The organism is Streptosporangium sp. NPDC049046, assembly GCF_040649155.1.
Taxonomy (GTDB): Bacteria; Actinomycetota; Actinomycetes; order Streptosporangiales; family Streptosporangiaceae; genus Streptosporangium.
In genome coordinates, this window is record NZ_JBEZEZ010000014.1 from 211,126 (window position 1) to 225,710 (window position 14,585).

Annotated in this window: 13 protein-coding genes; 5 read left to right on the top strand and 8 right to left on the bottom strand. The window is 70.1% G+C overall.

Annotated elements, in window-relative coordinates:
- Positions 1 to 577 precede the first annotated feature (577 nt).
- The gene (locus AB0B96_RS21660) at positions 578 to 1,126 is read left to right on the top strand and encodes a hypothetical protein (protein WP_362901143.1); all 549 of its coding nucleotides are present in this window, start codon (positions 578 to 580) and stop codon (positions 1,124 to 1,126) included.
- 66 nt (positions 1,127 to 1,192) lie between these two features.
- On the opposite strand, the gene AB0B96_RS21665 is transcribed toward AB0B96_RS21660, so the two are convergent.
- The 3 genes from AB0B96_RS21665 to lgt form a co-directional block, all read right to left on the bottom strand.
- On the bottom strand, positions 1,193 to 2,476 hold the full coding sequence (locus AB0B96_RS21665; RefSeq protein WP_362901145.1) for a histidinol-phosphate transaminase: 1,284 nt from the start codon (positions 2,474 to 2,476) through the stop codon (positions 1,193 to 1,195).
- 161 nt (positions 2,477 to 2,637) lie between these two features.
- Entirely contained in the window at positions 2,638 to 3,093 is a 456-nt protein-coding gene (locus tag AB0B96_RS21670; protein ID WP_362901147.1) for a GNAT family N-acetyltransferase, read from the bottom strand.
- Between the two features lie 107 nt (positions 3,094 to 3,200).
- Positions 3,201 to 4,001 carry a prolipoprotein diacylglyceryl transferase gene (gene lgt / locus AB0B96_RS21675; RefSeq protein WP_362901149.1) on the bottom strand — a complete coding sequence of 267 codons (801 nt, stop codon included), beginning with the start codon at positions 3,999 to 4,001 and terminating at the stop codon, positions 3,201 to 3,203.
- 112 nt (positions 4,002 to 4,113) lie between these two features.
- Here lgt and AB0B96_RS21680 point away from each other — a divergent pair, with 112 nt between their 5' ends.
- Together AB0B96_RS21680 and AB0B96_RS21685 are read left to right on the top strand one after the other, a co-directional pair.
- Positions 4,114 to 5,253, top strand: coding sequence for a sensor histidine kinase (locus AB0B96_RS21680; protein WP_362901151.1), 1,140 nt, complete (start codon positions 4,114 to 4,116; stop codon positions 5,251 to 5,253).
- Positions 5,250 to 5,936, top strand: a complete 687-nt coding sequence (locus tag AB0B96_RS21685; protein WP_362901153.1) for a response regulator transcription factor — start codon at positions 5,250 to 5,252, stop codon at positions 5,934 to 5,936. The genes AB0B96_RS21680 and AB0B96_RS21685 overlap by 4 nt, the downstream gene beginning before the upstream one ends.
- On the opposite strand, the gene AB0B96_RS21690 is transcribed toward AB0B96_RS21685, so the two are convergent.
- Positions 5,888 to 6,280 (bottom strand): PRC-barrel domain containing protein, encoded by a 393-nt coding sequence (locus tag AB0B96_RS21690; protein ID WP_362901155.1) that lies wholly within the window; start codon positions 6,278 to 6,280, stop codon positions 5,888 to 5,890. The two genes, AB0B96_RS21685 and AB0B96_RS21690, sit on opposite strands and share 49 nt — an antisense overlap.
- Positions 6,281 to 6,922: 642 nt before the next feature.
- On the opposite strand from AB0B96_RS21690, the gene AB0B96_RS21695 reads away from it, so the two are divergent.
- Positions 6,923 to 8,632, top strand: a complete 1,710-nt coding sequence (locus AB0B96_RS21695; protein ID WP_362901157.1) for a rhamnulokinase family protein — start codon at positions 6,923 to 6,925, stop codon at positions 8,630 to 8,632.
- Here the strand turns inward: AB0B96_RS21695 and AB0B96_RS21700 are convergent.
- A complete protein-coding gene (locus AB0B96_RS21700; protein ID WP_362901159.1) occupies positions 8,519 to 10,237 on the bottom strand; it encodes an IlvD/Edd family dehydratase in 1,719 nt (572 codons plus the stop codon). The two genes, AB0B96_RS21695 and AB0B96_RS21700, sit on opposite strands and share 114 nt — an antisense overlap.
- A 101-nt stretch (positions 10,238 to 10,338) precedes the next feature.
- On the opposite strand from AB0B96_RS21700, the gene AB0B96_RS21705 reads away from it, so the two are divergent.
- Entirely contained in the window at positions 10,339 to 11,352 is a 1,014-nt protein-coding gene (locus AB0B96_RS21705) for an alcohol dehydrogenase catalytic domain-containing protein (protein WP_362901161.1), read from the top strand.
- 6 nt (positions 11,353 to 11,358) lie between these two features.
- Here the strand turns inward: AB0B96_RS21705 and AB0B96_RS21710 are convergent, their stop codons facing one another.
- The 3 genes from AB0B96_RS21710 to AB0B96_RS21720 are packed head-to-tail and all read right to left on the bottom strand — an operon-like array spanning position 11,359 to position 14,543.
- A complete protein-coding gene (locus tag AB0B96_RS21710; RefSeq protein WP_362901163.1) occupies positions 11,359 to 12,201 on the bottom strand; it encodes a carbohydrate ABC transporter permease in 843 nt (280 codons plus the stop codon).
- On the bottom strand, positions 12,191 to 13,258 hold the full coding sequence (locus AB0B96_RS21715; protein WP_362901165.1) for a sugar ABC transporter permease: 1,068 nt from the start codon (positions 13,256 to 13,258) through the stop codon (positions 12,191 to 12,193). Before AB0B96_RS21715 ends, AB0B96_RS21710 begins: the two co-directional genes overlap by 11 nt.
- Before the next feature lies 1 nt (position 13,259).
- Positions 13,260 to 14,543: a sugar ABC transporter substrate-binding protein gene (locus AB0B96_RS21720; RefSeq protein WP_362901167.1), complete on the bottom strand. Its 1,284-nt coding sequence runs from the start codon at positions 14,541 to 14,543 to the stop codon at positions 13,260 to 13,262.
- Between the last annotated feature and the right edge of the window lie 42 nt (positions 14,544 to 14,585).

The window sequence follows — 14,585 nt, forward strand, 5'->3', positions numbered from 1 at the left end:
TGCGATCACCGGTGTGGTGCGATCACCGGCTACTCCCAGGCGTCTGATACTTCGCCGCGTCACTGTGGCGGCGGGTGGGATTGCGGATCACCGAGACGGTCAAGCTCGACATCCGAGACCGGCGCCCGGACCTCGGCGAGGCCGGCAAACTTCATATCCGATTCGGTAAGGGAAGTCGCGGGCCCAGGCCCCGACTCGTCCCCGCCATCAACTCCGTGAACTCCCCTGCCGTGGATCGCTCCTTTTCATCGTGGCCCTTTTCCATCGCCTGGACGAAGACACCGAAGACCCGAGTGGCCGGGCACTATTCCGACTGTTGACAGGTGCCCGGACAGCAATCAAAGTATGCGTTTGTACCTCTCAATACAGCATTCGTAAGCGGCGCCCGGCAGCGCGGCCATGTGGAAGAACCGGCCACACTCGTGGACCGGTGCGAACTCAAGTCGCGTGGAGGTAAAGATTGGCCGGCACTCGAAGCAGAGCGCACGACCGGCGGGGAATGGCCGGAAGACTCAGCGGACGGCATAGAAGACTCACCGCGTTCACGGTGCTCACGGCCCTGATCTCAAGTCTAGGTGTGACCGTGACGCCGGGCATCGCACATGCCGACGGGCCTGGTCCGCAGATTTCCTGCCCAACCGACCCCACCATCGTTTGGCAGCTGGCGTTCTACGGCCGCACCCCCTATTTAGCGGGGTACCGATACACCGCGATTTCCACTGCCTCGACGTTCAACGTGAGTGACGCCCGTGTCGTGGACAACGCCCTTGACACGCCAATCAATGCGACGTTCAGCTCATCGCAGTCACGGACCTGGCGGATCAGCGTCACAGTGGGCGCGACAGCCGAGCTGACCAAATATCTGCAGACCAATGTCAGCACGCAGATCGTGCAGGAACGGACCACCGCCATCGGTGTGAACGCCAGCCTCGTCGTCCCTCCGCACAGCAGAGTGACCGGGCAGTACGGCGTGCAGGCGTACGACGTGGTCTACGACGTCCAGACGGTGTTCTCCTGGCCGGCGGTCGTGGGACGACCACGCGAGAAGTGCTTCGACCGGGGCACCCAGCGAGGCACCACCAACGCTCCGACCGTCACCGAAGGCTGGCGCTTCACCGCGGGCTGACCGGAACCGGCTTTCGCCTTCACTGAAAGGCGGGAGCCGAAAACGCGGGCGGCCGGCGCGGGCGTCTCAGATGGAGGGAGGCAGGGCCGACGACAGCATGTCGAAGCGGCGGTCCCCCTCGTACAGGGGCGTCTGCGTCGAAGGGGACGCGGGCAGCGGGTCGTACAGGGGCGTGGGCGTCGGGATCGGGGTCGGTGCGGGAAGGGGTGGGGGTACGGGGCTCAGCGACCTGTTCCCGCTCTCGTACAGGACCGCGTACAACCCGCTGATCAGGCGCCGCACGTCCTGCTCGGGGCGGACCACCAGGCGGATGAACTGGCTGGTCATACCGAGCTTGTTTCCGCACTCGCGGACGAACAGGTTGTGCTCGTCGAGCAGCTGGTCGCGCAGGGCGGCGCCGTCCCTGCCACCGGGGAGCCGTACCAGCAGGAAGTTGCCCTGGGAGGGGAAGACGGTGAGGCCGGGGACCCGGGTCAGCTGGTGGCGCATCGACTCGCGGTCCAGGGCGACCAGCCGCAGGCTGTCCAGATACTCGGACATGTACCGGCGGATCATGAAGACCACGGTCTCGGCGAAGGAGTTCAGGTTCCACCGGGGCAGGGCGCGCCGCACCCTGTCCGCCAGGGCGGGGTTCGCCACCATGTAGCCGAAGCGGATGCCGTGCAGCCCGAAGTTCTTACCGAGGCTCTTCAGCACGACCACGTTCGGCCGGATCGCGGCCTCGTTCGCGACGCTCGGATACGGCTCGGCGTCGACGAAGTCGATGAACGACTCGTCCACCACGACCAGGTCCAGGTCGACGAGCCTGTCGAGCAGGGCGATCACCTCGTGGCGGCGCAGGTAGCCCCCGTCGGGGTTGTTCGGGTTGCAGATGACCGCCACCCGGGAGCCGCGATGCCTGACGAAGTTGACGAAGGCGTCCACGTCCAGCGCGAATCCCTGGTTCTCCGGCAGCGGATACATGTCCACGCGCTTGCCGGTCTCCATCGGCTGGTCGGTCCAGCGGCCGAAGGTGGGGATCGGCACCGCGAGGCTCTCCCTGACCAGCAGGTGGTCGATCCAGGTGATGAGTTCCGTCGACCCGTTGCCCATCACGACGGTCTGCGGGTTCAGGCCCAGCACCCCGCAGAGCTCGGCGGTGATCGTGTCGGCGTCGCTGGGATAGAACTTCAGGATCGTGGCGAGGTTGTGCTCCAGGACGCCGAAGGCCTCCGGGGTCGGGAAGTACGGATTGCAGGGGATACAGAAGTCGACCGGTTCCTCCCCCCGCTCCGGCGCGGCCCGGATGAGCGAGAAGTACGACGGGCTGTGCGCTGCACCGTGCGCTCGGCGGTGGGTGGAACCGGCCAACTGGGGCCTCCTGCTGACGGATGTTCACGCCTCTGACACCCCCAGCTACGCACCTGGATACCGGCTGGTTCAGCAGGGCGCCCCCGGGCTCGGGCGACTCCCGGGGATCCGGGGTTCACCGGCGGGAACGATCGATCACCGCGACCCGTGACCCCTGATTTTTACAGCCTCTTCGTCATGAACACGCTGTACGGGTCGTACTCGTAGTCCGCGAACGGCTCGCAGTACTCGAAGCCGAACTTCTCGTACAGCCTCCGGGCGGGCAGGAAGAACTCGCTCGCCCCGGTCTCAAGGCTCAGCCGGGTGAATCCCATGCGCCCGGCCTCGGCGATGATGTGCTCCAACAGCAGGGACGCCGTCCCGCTGCGCTTGCGCGCCGGCGCGGTGCGCATCGACTTCACCTCGGCGTGTCCCGCGTCCAGTCTCTTGATCGCGCCGCAGCCCACCAGGCTGTCACCGTCCATCACCGACCAGAAGGTGACCTCGGGCCGGCGAAGCCCGTCCAGATCGAGGGCGTGCTTGCTCTTCAGGGGGGTGACGGCTCGCATCTCCTGGACGTGCTCGTCGAGAAAACCGGCGATCTCCGGACCGGAGAGGTCGTCGAGGACAATCTTCATCAGCTTTCCCTTTCCGGGAGTTCGGTTCCGCGGACGCCAGATCACATTCTGGGGCTTCCTGGAGCCGGCCCGGTCGTGGGAGCGGCCGCCGACGCATCGGCCACCTCCTACCGATCCGCCGGAGCGGTTTTTCCGGCGGCGACGAGGTACGCGACCGCGGCCGTGCAGACGAGCAGGGCGGTCCAGTTGTTGAGGCGCAGACCGAGGACGTGGGGAGCGGGATCGATGCGGAGCCACTCGATCCAGGCGCGACCCGCGCTGTAGGCGGCGGCGTAGAGCGCGAACGTCCGGCCGCGGTCGAGCCGGAACCGTCGTTCGGCCCAGATGACGAACCCGGCCACGCCCAGGTTCCACAGCGACTCGTAAAGGAAGGTCGGGTGGTAGGTGGCTGTGGACTCCATACCGGGTGGCCGATGGGCGGGGTCGATCTCCAGCGCCCAGGGCAGGGTCGTCGGGCCGCCGTACAGCTCCTGGTTGAACCAGTTGCCCCATCGGGCGATCGCCTGCCCGAGCGCGATCCCGGGCGCGACGGCGTCGGCGAAGTCGCGCAGCGCGATGCCGCGCCGGCGGCAGGCGAGCCACGCGCCCACCGCGCCGCCCGCGACGGCGCCCCAGATGCTGATCCCGCCCTCCCAGATCGCGAACGCGCGCAGCGGGTCGTCGCCCGGGCCGAAGTACTGCTGCCAGTCGGTGGCCACGTGGTAGATCCGGGCGCCGACCAGGCCGAGCGGCACGGCCCAGATCGCGATGTCCTCGACCGCGCCGGGATCGCCGCCGCGAGCGACCCAGCGGCGCCGGGTCACCCAGATGCCGACGAGGACGGCGAGCAGCATCAGCAGGGCGTAGGCGCGGATCGGGAACGGGCCGAGGTGCCAGACGGCTTGGGTCGGGCTGGGGATGGCGGTCACGGCGTCGAGTCTGGTTCAGCCGGGGCGGCGCCCGCATCGATCGCAACGCCGATCATGCGATCAGTCGACCGGTTGATGCCGAACGGACGGGAGGTTGATTATCGTCGGCGGTGTGGAGTCCTGGGAGCGGTCGCGGCGCCGGTGGCAGCACGCCTTCTTCGCCTCATGGCTGGTGCTCACCTCGGCCGGCCCGCTGACGGAGGTGGGCCGGGTGCTCCCGGTAGTGCTGGTGGCCGGGCTGGCCGCCTGGTACGCGGTGTGGTTCGTGCTGCGCACGCCGCCCCCGGACGACGTGCCCACGCCGTACGTGCTCGGTGGTGGACTGCTCTGGCTGGGGCTGTTCGCGATCGACTCCTCCTTCCTGGTAATCGCGTTGAGCGTCCTCGTGCCGTACTGCATGGACGCCGTGCGGGTCGGGCTGGTCGCGGTGGTGTCCTGCGCCGGGGGCTGGCTGTGGCATCGTTTCCACGCGACCGGGTCGATCACCTGGGCCGAGATCGTCATCGCCGCGCTGATCGCGACCAGCGCGGCCGCCGCGGTCGGGTACTTCGGCTCGGTGTCCCGGCAGAGCGCCGAGCGCAAGCGACTCCTCGACCGGCTGCAGGTCGCGCAGGAGGCGCGGGCGGCGGCCGAACGGCAGGCGGGCGTGGCGGCCGAACGGCAACGGCTCGCCCGTGACATCCACGACAGCCTGACCCAGGGGTTCGCCAGCGTGACGATGTTGCTCGAGGCGGCCCAGGAGACCCTGCCGGACAACAGGCACCTGACCCAGGCGCTGCGGGTGGCGCGGGAGAATCTGGCGGAAAGCCGCAGGGTGGTGAGAGCACTGCGCCCCGGCCAGCTCGACGGGTGCGGCCTGCCGGAGGCCCTGCGGCGGCTGTCGGGCAGGCTGTCGGACGAGACCGGCGTCCACGCGCACACCGTGATCACCGGCAGGCTCCGGCCGCTCGAGGCACGGGTCCAGGCGGAGCTGCTGCGCGTGGCGCAGGAGGCGGTCGCCAACGTTCGCCGCCATGCCCGCGCCGAGCAGGTCACGCTGACCCTGTCGTACATGGAGGACCTGGTGGTGCTTGACGTCCACGACGACGGCGACGGTTTCGATCCCGGCAGGGCCGCCTCGGGACACGGCCTTTCGATCATGCGGGAGAGGATGGAGCAACTCGGCGGCACGCTGCTCGTGGAAAGTTCCCCGGGGGCGGGCGCCACGGTGGTGGCCAGCCTTTCCCCGGTGGCGCTGAGCGGGTCGCGATGACCGTCCGGGTCCTGATCGCCGACGACCACCCGTTGGTCCGCGACGGCATCCGGGCCGTCCTGGGCACCCAGGACGATCTGGAGGTGGTCGGTGAGGCGGTCTCCGGCACGGACGCGGTGCGGCTGGCGCGCGACCTGAGGCCCGACGTCACCCTGATGGACCTGCAGCTGCCCGGGATCGACGGCGCGACCGCGATCGGCAGGATCCGCGAGGACGACCCGGGAGCCAAGGTGATCGTCCTGACCGCCTACGACACCGACGGCGACATCTCACGCGCCATCGACGCGGGAGCCATCGGCTATCTCCTCAAGGACGTCGGCCGCGAGCAGCTGTTCGACGCGATCCGGGTGGCGGCGCGGGGGGAGAGCGCCCTGTCGCCGACGATCGCGAGCCGGGTGCTGTCGTGGGCGCGGGCCGACGCCCCCGATGCTCTCAGTGGCCGGGAGGCCGAGGTCCTCGGTGCGGTCGCCCAGGGGATGAGCAACAAGGCCATCGCCGCCCACCTGTGCATCAGCGAGGCCACGGTCAAGACCCACCTGCTGCACATCTTCGCCAAGCTCGGCGTGGACGACCGCACCGCCGCGGTGACGGTCGCCGCCTCCCGCGGCATCATCCGGCTGGACGGCCGGCCGCTTCAGCCGAGATCGGCGGTGAGCCGGTCGCGCGGCGGGGCGGACGCGTAGTGCCCGCCCGACTCCTGGCAGTGGACGCTCTGCCGGTAGGTCGCCGGGTCGTACTCCGGCGCGTCCTGGATCTCCTGCTTGGTCTGCGAGACGTGCACCTTGCGCTCGTCCTTGTCGATCCTGGTCACCGTGCTGGCCGGGAGCACGACCTTCCTGCCCGAGAGCCAGGAGCCGACGTCGGCCACGATGTAGCTGTCATCGGTCATGTTGCTCTCCTCCTCCACTCGGCCGACCTTGCCGTCGACGGCCTCCACGTCGAAGCCGATGACGCTCATCGTCTCGTCCATCGTCTCGTCCGGACCGTAGACGCCCTCGCGATAGCTCCACAGACCTTCGCTCGTCATGTGCGGGCTCTCTCCTTGTCACGATGTGTGTGGCCCCCCGACTACCCCTCGCGGCCGAGATAAACGGTGCGGCGGACGGCCGTCCTCCGTCGGCTGTCAATCGTGCCTGGTCGCCTCGGTCCGGAAATCCAGGATGTCTTTACCGATGCTGGTAAATCGCAGGAATCATGTGCCTTTGCCGCCGTCTCGGAGGCCCATATGGGCGCCACGACTCCGTGCGGGAAAGGGGGTAAGGACAATGCCTCGGACGGTATGCCGAATGGCCGCCCATATAAGGGGGGAGGTCCGTGGTTCACGGATCGGACAGGGGCCGGACGAGGATCAGATGGAGATCACCGTCATGTCGCGTAAACGTCGCGACATCGTCACTGTGGCTCTCACTGGGCCCTCACCGTGGCCGAACCCGCCGCCACCGCCGCCTTCACCCAAATCGGTCGAGATCGGACCAGGCGGGAATGGTGCCGGTACGCGCCCGAGCGGCGGGGACCGCTTGACCACACCGGGTGAAACCGTCGAGGAAGGGTTCCAGGAAAGGCCCACGCGGCCGAACCCGGGGAGAAAGACGACCCTGTGAGCTGCCTCACCTACCGTTTCTGATATATCCCCCGTATCAGTAAAGTCTCTCCGGTTATCCTTGCACCCGTGCCCGTCTACGTGGCCGTGGATCTCGGACCTGAGAACGGCCGGGTATTGACCGGCGAATTCGATGGTGAACGGCTCTCGGTGCGTGAAGTGCACCGTTTCGCCAACCGGCCCGTCCGCGTTCTCGACGGCCTGTACTGGGACGTGCTCGGGCTTCTCACCCAGGCTCGCGGGGGCATCGCGCTGGCCGCCGCCCGCGACCGCCTCACCAGCGTGGGCGTGACCGCCTGGGGCGGCGACTTCGCGCTCCTCGACCGCGACGGGCGACTGCTGGCCAACCCCCGTCACCACCGCGACCCCTACACCTCCGGGCTGGCGGGACTCGTCTCCTGGCAGGACCACTACGAGCTGACCGGTGTCCATCCGGGCCCCGGCACCACGGCCTGCCAGCTGCTGGCGCATGCCGGTTCCCCGCTCCTGGACGCGGCCGACCACCTGGCGATGATGCCGGACCTGTTCACGCTCTGGCTGAGCGGCGAGATGCTCAGCGAACGGACGATCGCGAGCACCAGCCAGCTGCTGGACGTCAGGACCGGCCGCTGGGCGAACAGCATCGTCACCCGCCTGGGCCTGCCCCGTCACCTGCTCGCCGACCGGCTCACCGAGCCCGGTACGGTCGTCGGCCCGCTGCGCGGCGAGAGCGGCGATAGCGGGGGAAACGGTGGGAGCGGCAGGAGGGGCGGCGACCGGAACGGGAGAGGCCGCGCCACGCCCATGGTCGTCGCTGTTGCGGGCCACGACGCCGCCTCCGTGGCGGCGGCGCTTCCCGTCTCATCCGGATCGGTGGGCTATGTCTCTTTCGGCCCTCGCTCGCTGGCGGGGCTGGAGCTCGACGCGCCGGTCACGAGCCGGGAGGCGAGGCTGGCGGGCTTCACCAACGAGGGCGGCGTCATGGGGACCGTGCGCTTCACCCGTACCCTCAACGGCCTGCTGCTGCTCCAGGAGTGCCGCAGGGCCTGGGGGGCGCGCACCTCGTACGCGGATCTGGTCGCCGAGGCCACGGCGGCCCCCGCCTTCGGCCCCCTGATCGACCCCGGCCATCCGTGGTTCCTCGAACCCGGTGACATGCCGGCCAGGATCGGGGCCTACTGCCGTTCGACCGGCCAGGCGCCGCCCGCCGGCCGCGCACAGACGGTGCGCTGCGTCCTGGAGAGCCTCGCCTGCTCCTACCGGTGGGCGTTGGAGCAGGCCGAGTTCCTCAGCGACCGGCGGGTGGAGGCCGTGCACCTGGTGGGGAGCGCGGCCTCCAGCGACACTCTGTGCCGGCTCGTCGCCGACTTCGCCGGACGACCGGTGCTCGCGGGCCCCGTGGAGGCGACCGCCGTGGGCAACCTGCTGGTCCAGGCGATGGCCGAGGGCCGCATCGGCTCCCTCACCGAGTTGCGCGAGGTGGTCCGCCGCTCGTTCAGGCCCCGGCCGTTCTCTCCCTCAGGGCAGCGGGAGGCGTACGAGATCGCCTACTCCCGCTACCGGCGGCTGACGGGGACCGAGGGAGGCTGGAACGGCACGGAGCACGGGCCGGCCGCCGGGTACCGGATGCGCCCGGCCCGTCACGCGGCGTCGGTGCCGCCGGTGACGGCACCGACGGCACCGGCGTCAATGGGACTCGCGGGCGACCGCGTGACCGCTGGAGCCGATGAGGAAGTCGAGATCGGCTCCCCGGTTGGCCTGCATCACGTGGTCGACGTAGAGGCGTTCCCAGCCCCGTGAGGGCGCGGCGAACGCCTCCCGCATGGTCTCCGAGGGCAGACGTCTGGCCAGTTCCTCCGGCGGGATGTCGATGTCCAGGCGCCTGGCCTCGACGTCCAGGACGATCGGGTCACCGGTCCGCACCAGGCCGAGCGGGCCGCCCGCCGCGGCCTCGGGCGCCACGTGCAGGACCACCGTCCCGTACGCCGTGCCGCTCATCCTGCCGTCGCAGATCCGCACCATGTCACGCACCCCGCTCTCCAGGAGCTTGGCCGGCAGGGGCAGGTTCGCCACCTCGGGCATCCCCGGGTAGCCCTTGGGTCCGCACCCGCGCAGCACGAGCACCGTGGAGGGGTCCACGTCGAGATCGGGATCGTCGATCCGCGCGTGCATGTCCTCGACGCTGTCGAAGACCAGGGCACGGCCCCGGTGGCGCATCAGCTCGGGCGAGGCCGCCGCGGGCTTGATGACGGCGCCGGACGGCGCCAGGTCGCCGTACAGGACGGCGATGCCCGCGGCCTCCTGCAGCGGCCGGTCACGCGGGCGGATGACGGTCTCGTCCCAGATCCGCGCCTCGTCCAGGTGATCGGCGAGCGACCTGCCCGTCACCGTCAGCGCCTCGGGGTCCAGCAGGTCGCGCACCTCGCGCAGCACGGCCAGCAGCCCGCCCGCGCGGTGGAGGTCCTCCATCAGGTGCCGGCCCGCCGGCTGCAGGTCGGCCAGGAGCGGCACCCCGGCGCCGACGCGGTCGAAGTCGTCGAGGGAGAGCTCGACGCCGAGCCGGCCCGCGATGGCCAGCAGGTGCACCACCGCGTTGGTGGATCCGCCGACGGCGGCCAGCGCCACGATCGCGTTGAGGAACGATCCCCTGGTGAGCAGGGCGCTGGGACGCAGGTCCCGCTCGACGAGCTCGACGGCGAGCCGCCCGGTCTCATGAGCGCCCTCCAGCAGACGGCTGTCGGGGGCGGGCGTGCCCGCGATGCCGGGGATGGTGGTGCCGAGCGCCTCGGCGACGCAGGCCATCGTGGAGGCGGTTCCCATGGTGTTGCAGTGGCCCCTGCTGCGGATCATCGACGACTCCGAGCGCAGGAACGCCTGCTCGCTCAGGGTGCCCGCGCGGACCTCCTCGCTGAGCTTCCACACGTCCGTGCCACAGCCCAGTGGCGCGCCGCGGAAGGTGCCGGTGAGCATGGGCCCGCCGGGGAGCACCACCGCGGGCAGGTCGACCGAGGCCGCGGCCATCAGCAGGGACGGGATGCTCTTGTCGCAGCCGCCCAGCAGCACCACACCGTCGATCGGGTTGGCCCGCAGCATCTCCTCGATCGCCATCGCGGCCATGTTGCGCCACAGCATCGCGGTGGGCCTCACCAGCGTCTCACCCAGCGAGACGACCGGCAGGTTCATCGGGACGCCGCCGGCCTCCCAGACGCCCCGTTTGACGCCCTCGGCCACCTCGTCGAAATGGGAGTTGCACGGTGTGAGATCGGAGGCGGTGTTGGCGATGGCGATGTGCGGACGGCCGTCGAAGGCGTGCGAGGGCAACCCCCGCCGCATCCAGGCCCGATGGATGTAGGCGTTGCGATCGTTTCCCGCGTACCACTGCGAGCTACGTCGTTCCGCCGTCACGTTTTCAGCCCCATTTGCCGAACGGTAGTCTACGGAGCCCGATTCTTGTACCTCTGTTACCTCCGTCCCCGCCCGGCGGTGCCGTCTGGAAGGTTCCAACCGTGAGAGCGTTCGTCGTGACCGGGCCCCGCCGCTTCGCCGTACTGGACGTCGATCCGCCGGTTCCCGGCCCCGGGCAGGTCGTGGTCGACGTGGAGCGGGCCGGGGTGTGCGGCACCGACATGGAGTTCTTCAGCGGCGACATGGCCTATCTCGAGGAGGACCACGCCCGCTATCCCATGCGGCTCGGCCACGAGTGGTGCGGGACGGTCTCCTCGGTCGGCGAGGGCGTCGACGGCGGCTGGATCGGCACCCGCGTCACGGGCGACACCATGCTCGGCTGCGGCAGGTGCCGCCGCTGCCTGGGCGGGCTGCAGCACGTGTGCGAGGACCGCTTCGAGATCGGCATCCGGGGCGGCTGGCCCGGCGCCCTCGCCGAGCGCCTGCCCGTGCCGGTCACGGCGCTGCACGCCCTGCCGGACGCGGTCGACGCGGTGGCCGGGGCGATGGTCGAGCCGGGCGGCAACGCGTTGCGGGCCGTCGAGGCCGCGGCCCTCGCCCCCGGCGACCGGCTGCTGGTGCTGGGGCCGGGGACGATCGGCCTGCTCGCCGCCGCCTTCGCCCTCGCGCACGGGGCGGAGGTGCACATCATGGGCCTGTCGGAGCCGTCGCTGGAGTTCGCCCGCACCCTCGGGGTGCACGGGGCGTGGACCGCCGACCGGCTTCCCGGCCTCCCGTTCGACGCCGTCGTCGACGCCTCCAACGCCCCCGGCCTGCCCTCCCTCGCCGTCGATCTGGTGGAGCCCGGCAAGCGGGTGGTCTACATCGGCCTGGCGTCGACCCCCAGCGCCGTCGACACCCGCCTGCTGGTGCTCAAGGACGTGACGGCCGTCGGCATCCTGAGCGCCTCGCCCGGCCTGGCCGGGGCGATCGAGCACTACGCGTCCGGCTCGGTGGACCCCCGGCCGCTCGTGGCGGCCGTCGTCGGGCTCGAAGAGGTGGGCGAGATCCTCTCCGGCTCCCGCCCCGCGGGCTCCGGGCCCGGCCCCAAGATCCACGTCGACCCCCGGGTCTGACCCTTCTCAGCCCTTCAGGCCGGTGTGGGCCAGGCCCTCGATGAACTGCCGTTGCGCGAGCACGAACACCACGAGCACCGGCAGGGCGGTCATCGAGGCGGCGGCGAGCTGGACGTTCCACATCGGCCCGCCGTAGGCGTCGACGAACTGGGTCAGCGCCTGCGGGAGGGTGAACTTCTCCGGCGAGGAGAGGTACACGATGGGTTCCAGGTAGAGGTTCCAGCTGTGCAGGAACGTGAAGATCGCGACGGCGCCGAGCGCGGGGCGGGCCAGCGGCAGCGCGACCCGGTAGAAGGTGCCGAACCGGCCGAGCCCGTCCACCCGGGCCGCCTCCTCCAGCTCACCGGGCAGGCTGATGAAGAACTGCCGCATGATGAAGGTGGCCAGCACGCCGGGCGCGCCGAGGATCGGCACCAGGATGAGCGGCCAGTGGGTGTCGGTCAGCCCGAGCCCGTGGAACATCTGGAACAGCGGGACGATCGTGACCTCGCTCGGGATGAGCAGCCCGAGCAGTACGACGACGAAGAGGACGTTCTGGCCGGGGAAGCGGATGCGCGCGAAGGCGTACCCGGCCATCGCGGCCACCGCCATCGTCCCCGCCGTGACGACCAGGGCGATGTAGAGGCTGTTGAAATACTGGCCCGCGAAGGGCTGGAGCCGGAAGACCTGCCCGTAGGCCGAGAAGTCCCAGTCGGCGGGCAGCGGCCGCGGCGGGAAGGCGAAGATCTCGCCGACCGGCTTGAGGGACGAGGTCACCATCCACCAGGTCGGGAAGACGAACGGCACGCACAACACACACAGCACGCCGTACAGGAGCGTCTTCATCCGTACCGGTATCTCACGTCTCATTGAAGACCCACCTCCTGCGCATCCGCCACTGCACGACGGTGAGCAGCGCCACGATCACGAACAGCAGGACCGACAGCGTCGCGCCGTATCCGAAGTGATGGAACTGGAACGCCTGCTGGTACAGGTAGTAGACGAGGACCGTTGTCGACATTCCCGGGCCGCCCTGGGTGAGCACCGCGATCTGCGCGAACACCTGCAGCGACCCCACCACGGTGATGATCGAGGTGAGCAGGATGGTCGGGCTGATCAGGGGGACGGTGATCCGCAGGAAGCGGGTCCACGCCCCGGCGCCGTCGAGTTCGGCGGCCTCGTACAGCTGGGACGGCACGCCCTGGAGGGCGGCGAGGAACAGCACCATGTTGAGGCCGACGTTCTTGAGGACCTGCACGACGATCACCGAGAGCATCGCGGTGCCCTCGCCGCGCAGCCAGTTGGGGCCGTCGGCCCCGGCGACGGCGAGCAGGCCGTTGAGTCCGCCGTCGTCCTGCAGGAGGAAGCGCCACACGATCGTCCAGGCGACGAGCGAGACCACCACGGGCGAGAAGAACAGCGTGCGGAAGAAGGTGGTCCCGCGCAGCCGCTGGTTGAGCAGGATCGCGAGGACGAGGGCGAGGCCGAGGTTGAGCACGACCAGCCCGACGGAGAACAGCGCGGTCCCCGCGAGGACCTCGCGGAGGTTGGCGTCGGCGAGCAGCCTGTCGTAGTTCTCCCCGCCGACGAACTCGAAGGTCCCGGCGAGCACGTTCCACTCGTGCAGGCTGTACCACAGGACGAGCCCGAGCGGCAGGAGCACGAACAGCAGGCTGCCGAGGAGCTGCGGGGTGATGAGCAGGTATCCGACCAGGTTGTCGCGGCGGCGCATGGTCCAGAACACCCCGCCTCCTCCACCGCCGCCGGAAACCCGGTGAGCCCGGCGGGTCCGCCGGGGACCGCGAGTCAGGCCCTCGGCCTCCGTGTCCTCCGCGCCCTCCGCCGTCCGGCGGGCGGCCCGGTCGCCGGTGACCGGCCGGGCGTCGGCCCGGCCGGTCACCGCGGATCGGGGGTGTGACGCGGCCACGTCACGCGCCCAGCATCGGCTGGATCTTGGCGCACACGCCGCCCAGCACGGCCTTGACGTCGGCGCCGGGCTGCCAGAGCGGGTCGAGCGCGGCCCGTACGGTCTGCGACAGCTCCGCCTGGCCGGTGTGGTTGGGCTTGACCACGCCCTTCTCGATGCCGCCGATCACGACCTCCTGCAGCTGGCCGGGCTTGAGCAGCGGGTTGCTCTTGGCGAGGGTGTCGGCGGTGAGCTGGGAGGCCCGGGGCGGCGGGAAGTAGGCGGCGAGCTTGGCCGAGTTGCCGGGGTTGGTGAAGAAGGCGAGGAAGTCGGCCGCCAGCTCCGCGTTGGCGGACTGCTTGAAGACGCCCAGGCCCGCCTGTCCGATCACCGAGTACTCGCCCTTGGGCCCGGCGGGCAGCGGCACGAGATCCCAGCCGAACTTCGCCTCCTGCAGGAGCGAGGCGCGGGAGATCTGGGTGATGGTCATCGCCGCGTCGCCCGCGAAGAAGTCGGCCGTGGTGCCGGGGCCGGGGAAGGCCTTGTCGGTGAAGATCGACTTGTGCAGGAACGTCATCGCCTCGACCATCTCGGGGCTGTCGAACCCGCAGCTCCTACCGTCCTCGCTCCAGGCCTGGGCGCCCCAGCCGCCCCACACCGTGGAGAGGTTGTCCCAGCCCTTGTAGTCGAAGTCGCGGACGACCATGCCCGCCTTGCCGGTCTCGGCGGCGACCGCGGCGTTCTGGGCGGCGACCTTCTCCCAGGTCCACGTGCCGTCCTCGATCATCTCCGCCGGAGGCTTCTGGCCCGCCTTCTTGAGCAGGTCGGTGTTGACGAACACGCCGAACGGCGAGGTGGAGAACGGGTAGGCGTACAGCTTGCCCTCGGCCTGCCAGAGCTTGACCGCCGAGGGGGTGAGGTCGTCGAACTCGTAGCCCTCGGCCTTGCGCAGCGTGTCGTCGAGCGGCGCCAGCGCGCCGGAGGAGACGAAGTCGGGCGCGGAGTTCTCCAGGATCCAGGCCAGGTCGGGGGCGTTGCCGCCGGCGATCTGGGTGGTCAGGGTCGTGGTGTAGTTCTCGAAGGGGAGGGGGTCGAACTTGATCTCCCCGACGTCGGGGCGCGTCTTTTTGTACTCGGCGGCGATCTCGTCGAACAGCTTCAGGTGGGCCTCGTTGGAGGTCCAGATCGTCATGCGCAGCGGCTGCGGGCCCTGCGCGGCGGGGGCGGCCTCGCCTCCCCCGCCGCACGCCGTCAGGGTGAGCAGCGCCGCCAGCGCGACGGCCGCGGGCTTCGCGAATGTTCTCATGGTCCGATCTCCTTGCTGGGAATGCCCCGGCGGTCGTGGTGG

Excerpts from the sequence above, each read along its gene's own strand:
- AB0B96_RS21720 (WP_362901167.1), bottom strand. The coding sequence starts at position 14,543 with ATGAGAACATTCGCGAAGCCCGCGGCCGTCGCGCTGGCGGCGCTGCTC.
- AB0B96_RS21710 (WP_362901163.1), bottom strand. The coding sequence starts at position 12,201 with ATGAGACGTGAGATACCGGTACGGATGAAGACGCTCCTGTACGGCGTG.
- AB0B96_RS21670 (WP_362901147.1), bottom strand. The coding sequence starts at position 3,093 with ATGAAGATTGTCCTCGACGACCTCTCCGGTCCGGAGATCGCCGGTTTT.
- AB0B96_RS21690 (WP_362901155.1), bottom strand. The coding sequence starts at position 6,280 with ATGACGAGCGAAGGTCTGTGGAGCTATCGCGAGGGCGTCTACGGTCCG.
- AB0B96_RS21685 (WP_362901153.1), top strand. The coding sequence starts at position 5,250 with ATGACCGTCCGGGTCCTGATCGCCGACGACCACCCGTTGGTCCGCGAC.